The organism is Thalassotalea algicola (assembly GCF_012932965.1).
Classification (GTDB): Bacteria; Pseudomonadota; Gammaproteobacteria; order Enterobacterales; family Alteromonadaceae; genus Thalassotalea_F; species Thalassotalea_F algicola.
Genome location: NZ_JABBXH010000006.1, coordinates 14,196 through 28,706, shown reverse-complemented (window position 1 = coordinate 28,706; position 14,511 = coordinate 14,196). Strand labels below are relative to the sequence as shown.

15 protein-coding genes are annotated in these 14,511 nt (G+C 40.0%); 11 read left to right on the top strand and 4 right to left on the bottom strand.

The window, feature by feature from the left end; genetic code table 11:
• The first annotated feature begins 12 nt into the window (after positions 1 to 12).
• On the top strand, positions 13 to 1,038 hold the full coding sequence (locus tag HII17_RS15915) for an NAD-dependent epimerase/dehydratase family protein (RefSeq protein ID WP_169076365.1): 1,026 nt from the start codon (positions 13 to 15) through the stop codon (positions 1,036 to 1,038).
• Between the two features lie 16 nt (positions 1,039 to 1,054).
• Here the strand turns inward: HII17_RS15915 and HII17_RS15910 are convergent, their stop codons facing one another.
• Together HII17_RS15910 and HII17_RS15905 are read right to left on the bottom strand one after the other, a co-directional pair.
• Positions 1,055 to 2,062 (bottom strand): NAD-dependent epimerase, encoded by a 1,008-nt coding sequence (locus HII17_RS15910; RefSeq protein ID WP_169076364.1) that lies wholly within the window; start codon positions 2,060 to 2,062, stop codon positions 1,055 to 1,057.
• A gap of 2 nt (positions 2,063 to 2,064) precedes the next feature.
• Entirely contained in the window at positions 2,065 to 3,411 is a 1,347-nt protein-coding gene (locus HII17_RS15905) for a UDP-glucose dehydrogenase family protein (RefSeq protein WP_169076363.1), read from the bottom strand.
• Between the two features lie 156 nt (positions 3,412 to 3,567).
• Between HII17_RS15905 and lexA the strand changes: the two genes are divergently transcribed.
• The 5 genes from lexA (at position 3,568) to HII17_RS15880 (ending at position 9,250) form a co-directional block, all read left to right on the top strand.
• Complete coding sequence (gene lexA, locus HII17_RS15900; RefSeq protein ID WP_169076362.1) at positions 3,568 to 4,182, top strand: transcriptional repressor LexA; 615 nt, start codon at positions 3,568 to 3,570, stop codon at positions 4,180 to 4,182.
• Positions 4,183 to 4,630: 448 nt separating this feature from the next.
• Positions 4,631 to 6,154: a cytochrome c oxidase subunit II gene (gene coxB / locus HII17_RS15895; protein ID WP_169076497.1), complete on the top strand. Its 1,524-nt coding sequence runs from the start codon at positions 4,631 to 4,633 to the stop codon at positions 6,152 to 6,154.
• Positions 6,155 to 6,166: 12 nt separating this feature from the next.
• Positions 6,167 to 7,762 carry a cytochrome c oxidase subunit I gene (gene ctaD, locus HII17_RS15890; protein ID WP_169076361.1) on the top strand — a complete coding sequence of 532 codons (1,596 nt, stop codon included), beginning with the start codon at positions 6,167 to 6,169 and terminating at the stop codon, positions 7,760 to 7,762.
• Positions 7,763 to 7,791: 29 nt separating this feature from the next.
• Entirely contained in the window at positions 7,792 to 8,334 is a 543-nt protein-coding gene (locus HII17_RS15885; RefSeq protein WP_169076360.1) for a cytochrome c oxidase assembly protein, read from the top strand.
• Positions 8,335 to 8,365: 31 nt separating this feature from the next.
• Positions 8,366 to 9,250 carry a cytochrome c oxidase subunit 3 gene (locus HII17_RS15880; RefSeq protein WP_169076359.1) on the top strand — a complete coding sequence of 295 codons (885 nt, stop codon included), beginning with the start codon at positions 8,366 to 8,368 and terminating at the stop codon, positions 9,248 to 9,250.
• Positions 9,251 to 9,312: 62 nt separating this feature from the next.
• Here the strand turns inward: HII17_RS15880 and HII17_RS15875 are convergent, their stop codons facing one another.
• Positions 9,313 to 9,522: a DUF2909 domain-containing protein gene (locus tag HII17_RS15875; RefSeq protein WP_169076358.1), complete on the bottom strand. Its 210-nt coding sequence runs from the start codon at positions 9,520 to 9,522 to the stop codon at positions 9,313 to 9,315.
• An 18-nt stretch (positions 9,523 to 9,540) separates the two neighbouring features.
• Here HII17_RS15875 and HII17_RS15870 point away from each other — a divergent pair, with 18 nt between their 5' ends.
• From HII17_RS15870 to HII17_RS15850, 5 genes are read left to right on the top strand one after another with little or no spacing between them, the layout of a single operon-like run.
• The gene (locus HII17_RS15870) at positions 9,541 to 10,287 is read left to right on the top strand and encodes an SURF1 family protein (RefSeq protein ID WP_169076357.1); all 747 of its coding nucleotides are present in this window, start codon (positions 9,541 to 9,543) and stop codon (positions 10,285 to 10,287) included.
• A gap of 1 nt (position 10,288) precedes the next feature.
• Positions 10,289 to 10,849 carry a hypothetical protein gene (locus HII17_RS15865; RefSeq protein WP_169076356.1) on the top strand — a complete coding sequence of 187 codons (561 nt, stop codon included), beginning with the start codon at positions 10,289 to 10,291 and terminating at the stop codon, positions 10,847 to 10,849.
• Positions 10,850 to 10,851: 2 nt separating this feature from the next.
• Positions 10,852 to 11,844, top strand: a complete 993-nt coding sequence (locus tag HII17_RS15860; protein ID WP_169076355.1) for a COX15/CtaA family protein — start codon at positions 10,852 to 10,854, stop codon at positions 11,842 to 11,844.
• Positions 11,845 to 11,853: 9 nt separating this feature from the next.
• A complete protein-coding gene (cyoE, locus tag HII17_RS15855) occupies positions 11,854 to 12,765 on the top strand; it encodes a heme o synthase (protein ID WP_169076354.1) in 912 nt (303 codons plus the stop codon).
• On the top strand, positions 12,765 to 13,394 hold the full coding sequence (locus tag HII17_RS15850; RefSeq protein ID WP_169076353.1) for an SCO family protein: 630 nt from the start codon (positions 12,765 to 12,767) through the stop codon (positions 13,392 to 13,394). Before cyoE ends, HII17_RS15850 begins: the two co-directional genes overlap by 1 nt.
• Here the strand turns inward: HII17_RS15850 and HII17_RS15845 are convergent.
• The gene (locus tag HII17_RS15845) at positions 13,389 to 14,450 is read right to left on the bottom strand and encodes a polysaccharide deacetylase family protein (protein WP_169076352.1); all 1,062 of its coding nucleotides are present in this window, start codon (positions 14,448 to 14,450) and stop codon (positions 13,389 to 13,391) included. The genes HII17_RS15850 and HII17_RS15845 overlap by 6 nt on opposite strands.
• Positions 14,451 to 14,511 lie beyond the last annotated feature (61 nt).

The following is a 14,511-nucleotide window of genomic DNA, read 5'->3' as shown; positions in this document are numbered from 1 at the left end:
GAAAACAAAAACATGCGAACTTTTGAACAAGTTAAAAATGAATTAATTCAATCACCTAAAATATGGCTAGTTACTGGCGTAGCTGGCTTTATTGGCTCGAATTTATTGGAAGCTTTGCTTAAGCTTGACCAACAAGTTGTTGGGCTGGATAACTTTGCGACGGGCTACCAAAAAAACCTTGATGAAGTAAAAGGTATCGTAACAGAATCACAATGGCAAAAGTTCACTTTTATTGAAGGTGATATTCGTGATTTTGATACATGTCATCATGCGTGTTCGGGTATTGATTATGTGTTGCACCAAGCTGCATTAGGTTCGGTACCTCGCTCCATTGCCGATCCCATAACGTCGAATGCTGCGAATGTGACAGGCTTTTTAAATATGTTGGAAGCAGCGAAACAAGCCAAAGTGAAAAGCTTTACTTACGCTGCAAGTAGTTCTACTTATGGCGACCACCCAGCGTTACCTAAAGTAGAAGAAAATATCGGTAATCCACTTTCACCATATGCAGTGACTAAATATGTAAATGAGCTTTATGCTAACGTTTATGCACGCACTTACGATTTCAAATGTATAGGCTTACGTTATTTTAACGTCTTTGGTAGACGCCAAGATCCTGATGGTGCTTATGCCGCTGTTATTCCCAAATGGACGGCATCAATGATTAAAGGTGAGGATGTATTTGTTAATGGTGACGGTGAGACTAGCAGAGATTTTTGTTATATCGATAATACTGTTCAAATGAATATATTAGCAGCCACAGGCTCAGAAGAAGCAAAAAATGAAGTATATAATGTCGCTTTAGGAGATAGAACGACGTTGAATGAGTTGTACGCTTCTATAAAGGCAGCATTAGTAGATAACGGCATTGATATTGACAAAGAACCTGTGTATCGCGATTTTCGTGCCGGCGATGTTCGCCATTCTCAAGCTGATATATCCAAAGCAAAAGAAAAACTACAATTCAATCCTCAACATCGTGTACAGCAAGGCATTTTAGACGCTATGCCTTGGTACATGGACAATGTTAAAGTTTAGCTTTTAACAAAGCTTTCTAAACTTTATAAAACGACTTATACCAGTCAACAAAGTTATTGATTCCAAGCTGAATGTCCGTATTTGGCCTGTAATCAGTAACTTTGAATAAATCTTCGACATCGGCAAATGTTTGATAAACATCACCAGGTTGCATAGGCAAATAGTTTTTATTGGCTTCAATACCAGTTGCTTTTTCAATTGCCTCAACAAACGACAGTAATTTAACAGGGTTGCCATTGCCTATATTAAATACTCTATAGGGTGCTGAACTCGTTGCAGCGGAACCTTGCTCCACATTCCATTTGTTATTAGGAGTTGGTATACAGTCTTTTATTCTAATAATGCTTTCTACAATGTCGTCGACGTAAGTAAAATCTCTTTGCATGTCGCCATTATTATAAATATCGATAGCTTTTCCTTCGAATATGGCTTTGGTAAATTTAAAAAGTGCCATATCTGGTCTTCCCCAAGGACCATAAACTGTAAAAAATCTTAGGCCTGTGGTTGGTATACCGTAAAGGTGCGAGTAGGTATGAGACATCAACTCATTTGATTTCTTTGTCGCGGCATAAAGTGAAATTGGGTGATCAACAGTATCAGATGTTTCAAATGGTACTTTAGCATTAAGACCATAAACAGAACTGGAAGAAGCATAAATTAAATGCTCGACGTTATTTTGTCTACACCCTTCTAATATCGTCAAGTGACCGACTAAGTTAGCGTCTGCGTAAGCCATTGGGTTGTCTATTGAATAACGCACACCCGCTTGTGCTGCTAAATGAATGACGCGGTTAAATTGCTGAGCAGCAAAAAGTGCTTTAATTCCTTCCCTATCTGCTAGATCTAGTTTTTGGAAACTGAAATTGTCTAATGACTCTAGTAGCGCTAATCGTGCTTGCTTCAAATTTACGTCGTAGTAGTCATTTAAATTATCGATGCCGACAACTTCGTGCCCTTCATTACAAAGCCTTTGAGCAACATAAAAACCAATAAAGCCAGCGGCACCAGTGACTAAATATTTCATGATTAGTTACCTTGTTTCTTTACGCTTTCGCCACGACCGATGCCATAATAACTAAAGCCTTTTTCTAGCATTAGCTGTGGGTCATATAAGTTTCTGCCGTCCACTATCACCTTGTGATTTAGCTGGTCTGCAATTAGATTGAAATCAGGCGCTCTAAACTGACTCCATTCCGTACAAACGACTAGGGCGTCAGCGTTGTTAAGCGCTGATTCTTTGGTACCAACTAACAGTAAGTCATCTCTTGAACCGAAAATTCGCTGGCACTCTTCCATTGCTTCTGGGTCATATGCTTGCACTTTTGCACCTGCTTCCCAAAGTGCTTTCATTAGTACAATAGAAGAAGCTTCGCGCATATCGTCTGTTTGCGGCTTAAATGATAGTCCCCACAAAGCGATAGTTTTGCCAGCGAGTTCCCCTTTAAAATAATCATTTAGGTTACTATAAAGTTTTTGTTTCTGCGCTACATTTACCGTTTCTACAGCGGTAAGCAGAGAAGGGCTATAACCTATTTCATTGGACGTTCTAATCAGTGCCTGAACATCTTTAGGGAAACATGAACCACCATAGCCACAGCCGGGATAAATGAATTGGTAACCAATACGACTATCTGAGCCAATACCATGTCTAACCGCTTCGATATCAGCACCTAGTCGTTCGGCTAAATTTGACATTTCATTCATAAATGAAATTTTGGTTGCTAGCATACAGTTGGCGGCATATTTTGTAAGCTCAGCCGAACGTACATCCATAAATATCATTCGATCGTGATTTCTATTAAATGGTGCGTATAATTCTCGCATTGAGCTTTTAACGTGCTCGTTATCTGTACCTACAACAATACGATCTGGTTTCATGCAGTCACTAACGGCCGCACCTTCCTTTAGGAATTCTGGGTTAGAGGCAACATTAAAATCAATTGTCTCTCCACGATCTAAGAGTACATTGCTTATTTTATTAGTGACTTTATCTGCGGTTCCTACAGGTACAGTAGACTTATCGACGATAATTTTAGGTGTGTTCATGTAGGTAGCAATTGTTTCTGCTACAGCGAGCACATATTTAAGATCTGCTGAGCCATCTTCATCTGGAGGGGTGCCGACAGCGATAAATTGAATGTCACCATGTGTAACACCCATTTCAGCATCAGTAGTAAAGTTTAATAGCCCATTTTGATAGGTTTCTTCAACCAAGGGCGTTAAGCCTGGTTCATAAATTGGGATTAGGCCTTTTTTTAAGTTTTCAACCTTAGCTTCATCGACATCGACACAAACTACGTCGTGTCCGACTGATGCTAGAACTGCAGCTTGCACAAGCCCAACATAACCTATACCAAAAACGGTAACTTTCATTAAACAATCCCTCTAAATTAAGCAATACCGACAATAGTAACACGACAGTTAAAAACGCTAAAAGTGTTCATTGAACTTTATCGGGCTATTTTTTTATTGCACTATAATATAAGCTGTATATACTTCCAGTAATACTGTATGAATATCAGGGGCATTATGAAGCCATTAACCGCGCGCCAATCACAAATTTTTGATTTGATAAAAGAAAAAATAGCCGAAACAGGTATGCCGCCAACACGTGCAGAAATTGCTGATTTTTTTGGTTTTAAGTCTGCCAACGCTGCTGAAGAGCATTTAAAAGCGTTAGCAAAAAAAGGTTATATAGAAATGTTACCGGGTACTTCGCGTGGTATTCGATTAGCGGAGGAGTTCCTTGAAGAAGAGGGGTTGCCATTGATTGGTCGAGTGGCAGCAGGTGAGCCAATATTAGCGCAAGAGCACATTGAAGAACGTTATCAAGTTGATGGTAGCTTATTTCATCCAGCTGCAGATTACTTGCTACGAGTTAACGGTGAAAGTATGAAAGACATCGGCATTTTAGATGGTGATTTATTGGCAGTACATCAGACAAGTGACGTACAAAATGGACAAGTTATTGTAGCTCGTGTCGAAGAAGATGTTACCGTTAAACGATTTAAACGCGAAGGCAATGTTGTCTACCTTCATGCGGAAAATGAAGATTTTTCACCAATTAAGGTGGATTTGGCGTCTCAACATTTCAATGTAGAAGGAATTGCTGTTGGCGTTATTCGAAACGCTGATTGGATGTAAACATTATCAATAGGTTGTTTTTTAACCAAACGATCACTTCTTGTTAAAATAAAAAACCAGCAATAATTGCTGGTTTTTTTGATCTTAATCAAAGTTTGTCAAATCTCTCAAGCTCAATACCCATGCCTTGTTGCTGAATATTTAACCAGACCTCGGCCTCAGTATTAGAGTTCATACTCTACTGATATATAAAGAAAAATTTATTTAATTTCAAAATAAAGCACTAGATCTTGGTTAAATTTTGAGTAATTCTAGGGTGGTAAATATACAAAAATAATAACAAAAGAATAATAAGTGGTGTTGGTGCGCTAAGCCTTTTAAACACCATAAACAAAATTAACAAAGCCAGTGCTGTTAGTGAGTTTGCTCATTAACCTTTTTGCGTCTTTGTTATTCAACAGGGTAGAGGAGATGTCGAGTGAAGAGACGTAACCTAGGTTGGCTGTTAATGGGGACTTTGCTTTCCAGTTCAGCTTGGGCAGAAATGGAGTTAAACCTTACCAAAGGTGTTACTGCAATTAGTAATGAGGTTTATGACCTTCATATGCTGATATTGTGGATTTGTACCATCATTGGTCTTGTAGTGTTTGGCGCTATGTTTTGGTCGATGGCATTCCATCGAAAATCTAAAGGGGTAACTCCCGCAACTTTCCATGAAAGTACTAAGGTCGAAATCCTTTGGACTGCTATTCCCATCGTTATCTTAATTGCTATGGCAGTGCCTGCGACTAGCACGCTGATTAAAATGGAAAACAATGATAACTCTGACATTACTATTCAAGTCACGGGTTCTCAATGGAAATGGCATTATAAGTATTTCGATCAAGACATTGAGTTTTTCTCAGTACTTTCAACGCCTCGAGAACAATTCGATAATCGCGATGGCAGTACCATAGCTAAAGGTGAGAATTACTTACTGGAAGTTGATAAACCACTCGTTATTCCTGTTAATAAAAAAGTACGCTTTTTAATTACTTCAGACGATGTAATTCATTCATGGTGGGTGCCGGCTTTTGCTGTTAAACAAGATGCAAACCCTGGCTTTATTAATGAAGCATGGACAATAGTTGATGAACCAGGTGTCTATCGCGGCCAGTGTGCTGAGCTTTGTGGTAAAGACCATGGCTACATGCCGGTTGTTGTGGAAGTTAAATCTGAAGCAGACTACGCTGCGTGGATTGCCGAGCAGAAACAACTGATTGCCGATGCCAAAGCTGCTGAAGCTGCTTCGCTAAATGCCTCTATGTCAATGGAAGAGCTAATGCAGTTGGGTGAAACAACTTACACAGCGTATTGTGCAGCTTGTCATCAGCCTACAGGTATGGGCTTACCGCCAGCATTCCCCGCGCTTAAAGGCAGCGCCATTGCAACAGACCCTGCTCAAATTGCAAATCATGTCGATATTGTTGTTAAAGGTAAAAACGCAATGCCTCCGTTTGGTAAGCAATTGTCGCTTAAGGAAGTTGCTGCTGTAGTGACTTATGAGCGTAATGCTTGGGGTAATGATACAGGTCAAATGGTTCAAGCAAGCGATGTTAATGATATCGCAAACAGTGCAAAAGGCGACACAAGTACTCAACCTGTTGCACCTGCAGCTGCAGAACCTGCTCCTGCTCAAACTTCTGCTGCGGTAGAAGAAGATTTGACCAAGGTCTATACCCTTGATGAATTAATGACTAAAGGCGAAGAAGTTTATATGAAGGCTTGTGTCGCTTGTCACCAACCTACTGGCGCAGGTATGCCGCCAGCGTTCCCTTCATTGATCGGTAGCCCAATTATTGCCGGCGATGTAAGTGGTCATATTGATATGGTTTATAACGGCAGTAAGAAAAATCCTGCTATGCAGGCATTTAGTGGCCAGTTAACCAAATCAGAAATTGCAGCTGTAGTTACTTATGAGCGAAATGCTTGGGGTAACAATTCTGGCGATGTTGTACAGCCAGCAGATGTTGATGCAGTAAGTGCGAAGTAGGGAGGATTGAATATGACAACTGACGTAATTCAAGATACTGATCATCAACATGATGAGCATCATGATCATAAAATGACTGGCTTAAAACGCTGGTTATATACCACAAACCACAAAGACATTGGTTCAATGTATTTATGGTTTTCTTTTATCATGTTCTTGGTTGGCGGTGCGATGGCGATGGTTATTCGTGCCGAGCTTTTCCAACCAGGTTTGCAAATTATAGAGCCTGATTTCTTTAACCAGATGACCACGGTGCATGGTTTGATAATGGTATTTGGTGCCATTATGCCTGCATTCACAGGTCTTGCTAACTGGATGATACCTATGATGGTAGGTGCACCGGATATGGCACTACCTCGATTAAATAACTGGAGTTTTTGGATTCTTCCTTTTGCTTTTAGTATTTTATTGATGTCGTTCTTTATTGGTGGTGGTGCACCAAACTTTGGTTGGACATTCTATGCGCCACTTTCAACAACTTACAGTAATGGTAGTACCGCATTCTTTGTTTTTGCTGTGCACATCATGGGTATTTCTTCAATTATGGGGGCGATTAATATCGTAGTAACCATAATGAATATGCGCGCACCAGGCATGACCTACATGAAAATGCCTCTATTTGTGTGGACCTTCTTCATTACTGCTTACCTACTTATTGCTGTAATGCCTGTATTAGCAGGTACAGTAACTATGGTATTAACGGACACCTATTTCGGTACCAGCTTTTTTGATGCGGCCGGTGGTGGAGATCCGGTAATGTTCCAGCATATATTCTGGTTCTTTGGTCATCCTGAAGTATACATCATGATATTGCCGGCATTTGGTATCGTTTCGACAACCATTCCAGCATTTTCTCGCAAGCCTTTATTTGGCTATAGCTCAATGGTTTACGCCACAGCATCAATAGCGTTTTTATCGTTTATTGTATGGGCTCACCATATGTTTACGACAGGTATGCCATTGTTTGGTGAATTGTTCTTTATGTACTGCACTATGTTAATTGCTGTTCCAACTGGCGTAAAAGTTTTTAACTGGGTTGCAACAATGTGGCGCGGGGCGATAAGTTTTGAAACACCAATGCTATTTTCACTAGCATTTGTAATCTTATTTACGATTGGTGGTTTTTCAGGGCTAATGCTGGCGATGACACCAGTGGATTTCCAGTACCATGATACTTACTTCGTAGTTGCGCATTTCCATTACGTATTGGTGACAGGTGCATTGTTCTCAATCTATGCAGGTGCTTACTATTGGCTGCCTAAATGGACTGGTTACATGTACGATGATGCATTGAGTAAGTGGCATTTCTGGTGTTCACTAATTTCGGTGAATTTACTTTTCTTCCCTATGCACTTCTTAGGTTTAGCAGGTATGCCACGTCGTATTCCTGACTATGCATTGCAATTTGCAGACTTTAATAAGTGGGTCAGCATAGGCGGCTTTGCCTTTGGATTATCGCAGTTAATTTTCTTAGCTGTTGTAATTAAATGTATTAAAGGCGGTAAAAAAGCAGAAGCGAAACCGTGGGATGGGGCAGAAGGACTTGAGTGGACTGTGCCTTCACCTGCGCCGTATCACACGTTCGAAAAGCCGCCAAAAATTGATTAAATAAAATAGAAAAATAAAGAGGAAACGCAATGACAAAGACACCTGATCAAAATGTACAGAAAACCGTAAAAAAGCTAGTACTTGTTGTATTTGCTATGTTCGGTTTTGGTTTTGCTATGGTGCCTTTGTATGACGTGTTTTGTGATATCACTGGGTTAAATGGCAAAACAGCCAACACAGCTGCACAGGTTAACGACAAAGGCGTTGATGAAAGTCGCATAGTTACTGTGCAGTTTATAAGTCACTTATCGAAAGGTATACCTTGGCAATTTGAGCCAATGGTTCGAGAAATAAAAGTGCACCCTGGTGAAATGAAATTAGTGAAGTTTTACGCCAAAAATGAATCAAGCAAAGATATTATCGGACAAGCAGTACCGTCAGTATCTCCAGGGCAAGCCGCATTATATTTTCAAAAAATAGAGTGTTTTTGCTTTAATCACCAACCGTTAAAAGCAAGAGAAGATGTTGAAATGGCATTACAGTTTTATGTAGATCCTGAGCTGCCAGAACATATCTCAACTTTAACTTTGTCGTACACTTTGTATGACGTTACGGAAAGTGTTGAATCATAGGCGTTGTGCACGCTAGAACAGAGGAATAGCGATGACTACTAAAGAATATGAAACTTATTACGTACCGGCCCAAAGCCATTGGCCTATAGTGGGTGCGGTAGCGTTATTTTTTATCGCGTTGGGAGCAGGCAAATACGTCTCAATGTTAGAAAGTGGTGAATCCAGCTGGGGAGGCTGGATGTTGTTAGCTGGTCTCGCCATGTGTATTTATATGGTATATGGCTGGTTTAGCAATGTTATACAAGAGTCAATGTCTGGAAAATATAGCCATCAAATGGACAACTCATTTAAGCAAGGTATGAGTTGGTTTATTTTTTCGGAAGTAATGTTTTTTGCCGCATTTTTCGGCGCATTGTTATACGCACGTGTATTTTCAGTACCTTGGTTAGATGGCGCGGGAAATAATTTTATGACTGGAGAAGTATTGTGGCCAGAATTTACTGCAACTTGGCCACTAATTAAAACTCCAGATGGTACTGAAACAACAGCAATGGGTTGGTATGGTTTACCGTTGCTAAACACCATTTTGCTGTTAACTTCTTCTGTTACTGCGCACTTTGCCCACGTTGCGTTAGAACAAGATAAGCGTAAGCAATTGAAGGTATGGTTAGGTTTAACCATTTTATTAGGTCTTACCTTCTTGTTCTTCCAAGTCGAGGAATATGCTCACGGTTATTCTGAAGAGATGAAGCTTTATTTAGATAGTGGCATTTATGGGAATACCTTTTATATGCTAACCGGCTTCCATGGTATGCATGTAACCTTGGGAACCATTATGCTTATCGCAGTATTCTTTAGGGTACTTAAAGGCCATTTTACGCCGAAGAATCACTTTGCATTCCAAGCTGCTAGTTGGTATTGGCATTTTGTTGATGTCGTTTGGGTGTTGCTGTTTTTCTTTGTGTATATCATTTAAGAGCAAAGAGCAAAGAGCAAAGAGCAAAGAGCAAACATTACATTGCTCTTTGCTTAACTTCTTTAAAAAGGTCGGGGATTAGGTGTAATTAGCCCCGTTAAAATACCAACTAATAACAATAGAACAATAACAACAGAAGTCATGACTCGGCGCCCGATAAATTTTGACATGGGTGGCTGGTTTGGGTCGTTTTTATTCATCATCATTAATGCTTTAAATAAGTTGTAAATCATAAAGCCAAGTAGTCCACCAATGATCAATTTAATCAGCATAAATACTCCGAGCGTGTAATGGGTGTAAATCGACTCTCTTCATTATTTAGAGCCGTTAACATAATTTGGTTAGCTATTACCTTGCTGGTTTTTTCTGGCTTAATCAAGTTAGGACTTTGGCAAGCTGAACGAGCTTCAGAAAAAGAAGTGCGCTTAAGCCGAATTGAACAATTACTAGGTTTAGAACATCAACCTTTAGAGAATGTTTTAGCAACAATAAAAGAACAGGAAATTTTGAATGACCAGCCAGTAATACTTAATGGACAATTTGATCCTGAAGTATTAATAGTGCTTGATAATCAAAGTTCTGACGGACGCTTAGGTTATCGAGTATTTCAGCTTTTTCATCATCAAGAAGAATTACCTGTACTCGTTAATTTAGGCTGGGTATCTGGTAGTCGAGACCGTTCTGTACTACCTGATATTGAAATTATTAAAGGAACACATCAACTAAAGGGCAACATTCGTTATATAGAACCGGGTATCGTTTTAGCTGAGCAAGCCTATAGTAAAAACAGTATTCCATTGCGAGTTCAACAGGTCGAAATTGAAAAACTAGGACGATTATTTTCTAAACAGCTATTGCCCTTTGCTGTGTACTTAGATAAAAATGAAGTTGTTGGTTATAAAAAGCACTGGCAACCTGTAGTTATGCCACCAGAGAAGCATAGGGGATATGCTTTTCAGTGGTTTAGTTTAGCGATTGCCTGGCTAGCCCTTATGATTTGGGCTGCATGGAAAAATAACAATAAAAAGGCCAATTAATATGAGTAGTCCTGAGCAACAGGTAGAAACTAAAAAAAGTCGCCGCAATTTCTTACTTGTTTGCGCAGCATTTCTGGTACCTATCGTAATAGCGAAAGTCGCCTTAGAGCAACAATGGTTCAATTATGGTGTTACTAACCAAGGGCAGTTACTTGATAACCCTGTATCACTTACCGATCTTTCATTAACTGAAATACAACCAGAAAAACAATGGTTAATGGTCTTCAATTCACCTGATAAATGCGGCTTAAGCTGTCAAAAATCGGTAAACGCACTAGCTAATACTTATGTCGCGCTTGGTAAAGAAATGCCGAGAGTGCAATCAGTGCTATTGAATAATGGCATTGATAACGAGCAATTTAACTTATCTAAATGGAAGCAATATCAAGTACCAGCGCTATCTCATCCTCAATTAGTACCGGGTACAATGTTTGTAGTAGATCCATTGGGAAATATTGTGCTAACTCACCAACCTCCCAAAGATGCCGAACAGTTAGCTGTATTTGGTAAGGCGGTATTGGCAGACATGAAGAAGTTACTTAAATATTCGAGGGTTGGTTAAGTATGTTTAATGTAAGACGCTTAGTGCTAGTCAGTATCTTGCTTGCGATAGTCGTGGTGAGTTTAGGGGCTTATACGCGATTAACTCATGCGGGTTTAGGCTGTCCAGATTGGCCTGGGTGTTATGGTTTAATTGATGTGCCAGAAACATCCGAACAAATAGCTAAAGCAGAGCTAGCTTTTCCTGAACGTCCAGTTGAGCCAGAAAAAGCGTGGAATGAAATGATTCATCGATATTTCGCCGGTTCATTAGGATTGTTAATTTTGCTGATTACAATTTTATCAATTAAAAATCGGCACCAAGGCCAACCTTTATTTTTACCGATATTGATTTTGATGATAGTGACGTTTCAAGCAGCTCTAGGTATGTGGACGGTAACCATGAAGCTAATGCCAATTGTGGTTATGGCGCATTTGTTAGGCGGGTTCACTACGCTTTGCTTGCTGTTTTTGCTCTACCTGAGGCTCACTCCATATCGGATACCAGGCTCTGACTGGTCGATCAAAAAATATGCAAAGTTTGGCGTGGTTGGCATAGGATTACTGGCTGGCCAAATTGCTTTAGGTGGCTGGACTGCGGCAAATTATGCCGCGCTTCATTGTACAGAACTGCCAATTTGCCAGGATGGCTGGATTGAGCAAATAACTTTTGATGAGTCGTTTGACTTAATCCCTCCAGAAAGAGATACCTATGAATTTGGGCATTTAGGCCACGATCAACGCGTCACTATTCATGTTATGCATCGTATCGGTGCAATCATTACTTTTGGTTATTTAGTGTGGTTAGCATTGGCGATCATGCGGCGTGCGCAAACATCATTTTTCCAAACTGTGCCGAGTGTGCTTATCGCCATTCTGTTGGTTCAAGTTGGATTGGGCATTAGTAATATCGTGATGTCACTGCCCTTGGCAATTGCGGTTAGCCACAATGTGGTGGCGGCCTGCTTGATGATGGCGCTCATCACATTAACATATAGTTTAAAACGTAAAATTTAGGAGGCTTAAATGAGTAAAGCAGCTGTTATATCAAACAATGCCGTTATCACTCAGCCATTATGGCGAGATTATTATGAAATTACCAAGCCTCGTGTTGTCGCTTTATTAGTATTAACTGCTTTAGTTGGTATGTGTTTATCAGTGCCGGGTATTGTGCCTTGGCAGTTACTTATTCCAGCGATGTTGGGTATCGGTATGCTGTCGTCAGCTGCAGCTGCAATTAATCATATTGTTGATCAGCGAATAGACAGCGTCATGGGGCGCACTCATAATCGTCCGTTGCCTAATGGCCGCATTAGTCAAAGTGGCGCAATATTGTTTGCAAGCGCGTTAGCACTTATTGGCTTTATGATGTTGTATGCATTGGTTAATCCATTAACTGCTTGGCTGACACTTTCTGGCTTAGTGGGCTATGGCTTTATTTACACTATGTACTTAAAGCGCGCTACGCCGCAAAATATTACGATTGGTGGATTAGCGGGTGCTATTCCGCCTCTGTTAGGTTGGACAGCGATGACCAATGAAATTCACTCGCATGCATTGCTGCTAGTGTTGTTAATTTTCACTTGGACGCCACCGCATTTCTGGGCCCTGGCTATCCATCGAAAAAATGACTATGCAAAAGTGAATATTCCAATGCTGCCAGTAACACACGGCGTAGAATTTACTAAAACACAAATTTTGCTTTATACCGTTCTGTTATTTGTTGTTGGCTTGTTACCTTACTTAGTAGGGATGAGCAACTGGCTATATTTGATTGGTGCTGTGGCACTGAATTTGATTTTCTTTGTTTATGCTTGGCAGCTAAAATTCAATGCCAATGAAAAAACCGCGATGGCGACATTTAAGTTTTCAATAATTCACTTAATGTTGTTGTTTATTATTTTACTGTTAGATCACTACTTATTACCGATTGCCTAATGAACAAATTGCTTTATGTTATTGTCGCCATTGTTTCAGTTGCCTGTGGCGTTTTTATTTATTCAGCGATGTCGAAACCTGAACTACCCAAAACCGCGCTATATTATCAAGCACCAAGAGTAGTTGAGCCGTTTACTTTAACTGCTCATACAGGTGAAGCATTTACAAATAAAGACCTTGAAGGTAAGTGGTCTTGGGTATTTTTTGGTTATACCTCGTGTCCAGATGTCTGCCCAACGACATTACAAAAGCTTAATTTTGTTTACGATGAACTTAAAGTGGTTGCCGATACGCAAGTATTGCTAGTGTCTGTTGATCCTATGCGGGATAAAGTAGAAAAGCTCTCACAATACATCGCTTATTTTAATTCAGAATTCCTAGCTTTAAGAGCAGATCATGGCGTGTTGTTTCCTTTTGCTCGTAATCTAGGCTTAATGTATGCCATCGCTGATGATCCTGAGCAGGAAAACTACTTAGTTGACCATAGTGCATCAATTGTTTTGATCAATCCTAATGGTAAAATTGCCGCTATTTTTAAACCGCAAGAAGTGTTGGGTCAAATTCCTTCAATTAACGAAGAAGACTTAGTGGCTGACTTTAAGCGGGTAGTTACCTTGGCTGATTTATAGCGGGTACCAACTGCTATCTGAATTCAGTACAAACCAAGGTTTTGAGTACCAATAAAAGCGCCCAGGCTTTTCGATACTTGGTGCGGTGCAGTTGCATCGCACTCTTCCTACGGGTAAGTCTCCATTAAAATCAATTTTAAATGCAGTGTCGTTAAGCCACTGTATCTTTTGCTTACCTAGACCAGAAATATAACAATTGAGCTGACGTTTATTGAAGTCTTGAACTTCAACATTAAACGTTACCGATTTTTTCGCTTGATAAGTGAATATAGTTTTAGCATTGTCTTCATCCGTCGAAATACTAAAAGGTAAAGCGTTCAACTTATCTCTTAAACTGGCAATTTTGTCATATGGCTGAGAAGCTGGAAATCTCGGAATAGCGGAAGTATCTGTAGAGATTCCTACCGCTCCAGATTGTTGTGAAAAACCAGTAAATTGATTTTGTTTCAGCCATTGTTGAATAGCTGGCGTGTACTCGCCATATGGATAAGCAAAATAACGATAACTTTGTCCGACGTTTTCTTTTAGTAGTTTCTCTGCCCGCATTAAATCGTGTTCATATTGTGCTAGCCACATATCTTCAGATAAACCTTGCTTAGGCCTAGTTAACGAGTCGTGGTTGTAGCCATGATTAGCAATAATGGCACCTTCATCAGCCATTACCTTTAATTGTTGCCATGATAGGTAATTTTGTCGCTGTGCTTCGATAATGCCTGGGTTGACAAAGATGGTGTATGGATAGTCATATTTATCTAATATAGGTTTCCCTTGGGTTAAAATATCTATGTAAGCATCATCGAAAGTAATTGCCACCGTCTTGTCGGCAAGTGGTTGGTGATTTGAAATAGCATCGACTATGTCAGACAAGGGCACCACATGAAAACCTTGCTGCTTTAAGTATTGCATGTGACGTTCAAATTGCTCAGGTGAAATGCTTGTACTGGGCGGTGTTTCAGTGCTGATGTGGTGATACTGTAAGATTACCGCTGCCAATACTTGTGGGCTAGCTAGGAAAAGAGCAAAACAAAATAACAAGGTTAACTTGAATACTTTCATGAGATATTTAAGCACTGGTAGCAAGACAGCCTATAAAGTAGCGTGTTTTTTGGTTTAACAC

Excerpts from the sequence above, each read along its gene's own strand:
- HII17_RS15915 (WP_169076365.1), top strand. The coding sequence starts at position 13 with ATGCGAACTTTTGAACAAGTTAAAAATGAATTAATTCAATCACCTAAA.
- HII17_RS15910 (WP_169076364.1), bottom strand. The coding sequence starts at position 2,062 with ATGAAATATTTAGTCACTGGTGCCGCTGGCTTTATTGGTTTTTATGTT.
- HII17_RS15905 (WP_169076363.1), bottom strand. The coding sequence starts at position 3,411 with ATGAAAGTTACCGTTTTTGGTATAGGTTATGTTGGGCTTGTGCAAGCT.
- lexA (WP_169076362.1), top strand. The coding sequence starts at position 3,568 with ATGAAGCCATTAACCGCGCGCCAATCACAAATTTTTGATTTGATAAAA.
- coxB (WP_169076497.1), top strand. The coding sequence starts at position 4,631 with ATGGGGACTTTGCTTTCCAGTTCAGCTTGGGCAGAAATGGAGTTAAAC.
- ctaD (WP_169076361.1), top strand. The coding sequence starts at position 6,167 with ATGACAACTGACGTAATTCAAGATACTGATCATCAACATGATGAGCAT.
- HII17_RS15885 (WP_169076360.1), top strand. The coding sequence starts at position 7,792 with ATGACAAAGACACCTGATCAAAATGTACAGAAAACCGTAAAAAAGCTA.
- HII17_RS15880 (WP_169076359.1), top strand. The coding sequence starts at position 8,366 with ATGACTACTAAAGAATATGAAACTTATTACGTACCGGCCCAAAGCCAT.
- HII17_RS15875 (WP_169076358.1), bottom strand. The coding sequence starts at position 9,522 with ATGCTGATTAAATTGATCATTGGTGGACTACTTGGCTTTATGATTTAC.
- HII17_RS15870 (WP_169076357.1), top strand. The coding sequence starts at position 9,541 with ATGGGTGTAAATCGACTCTCTTCATTATTTAGAGCCGTTAACATAATT.
- HII17_RS15865 (WP_169076356.1), top strand. The coding sequence starts at position 10,289 with ATGAGTAGTCCTGAGCAACAGGTAGAAACTAAAAAAAGTCGCCGCAAT.
- HII17_RS15860 (WP_169076355.1), top strand. The coding sequence starts at position 10,852 with ATGTTTAATGTAAGACGCTTAGTGCTAGTCAGTATCTTGCTTGCGATA.
- cyoE (WP_169076354.1), top strand. The coding sequence starts at position 11,854 with ATGAGTAAAGCAGCTGTTATATCAAACAATGCCGTTATCACTCAGCCA.
- HII17_RS15850 (WP_169076353.1), top strand. The coding sequence starts at position 12,765 with ATGAACAAATTGCTTTATGTTATTGTCGCCATTGTTTCAGTTGCCTGT.
- HII17_RS15845 (WP_169076352.1), bottom strand. The coding sequence starts at position 14,450 with ATGAAAGTATTCAAGTTAACCTTGTTATTTTGTTTTGCTCTTTTCCTA.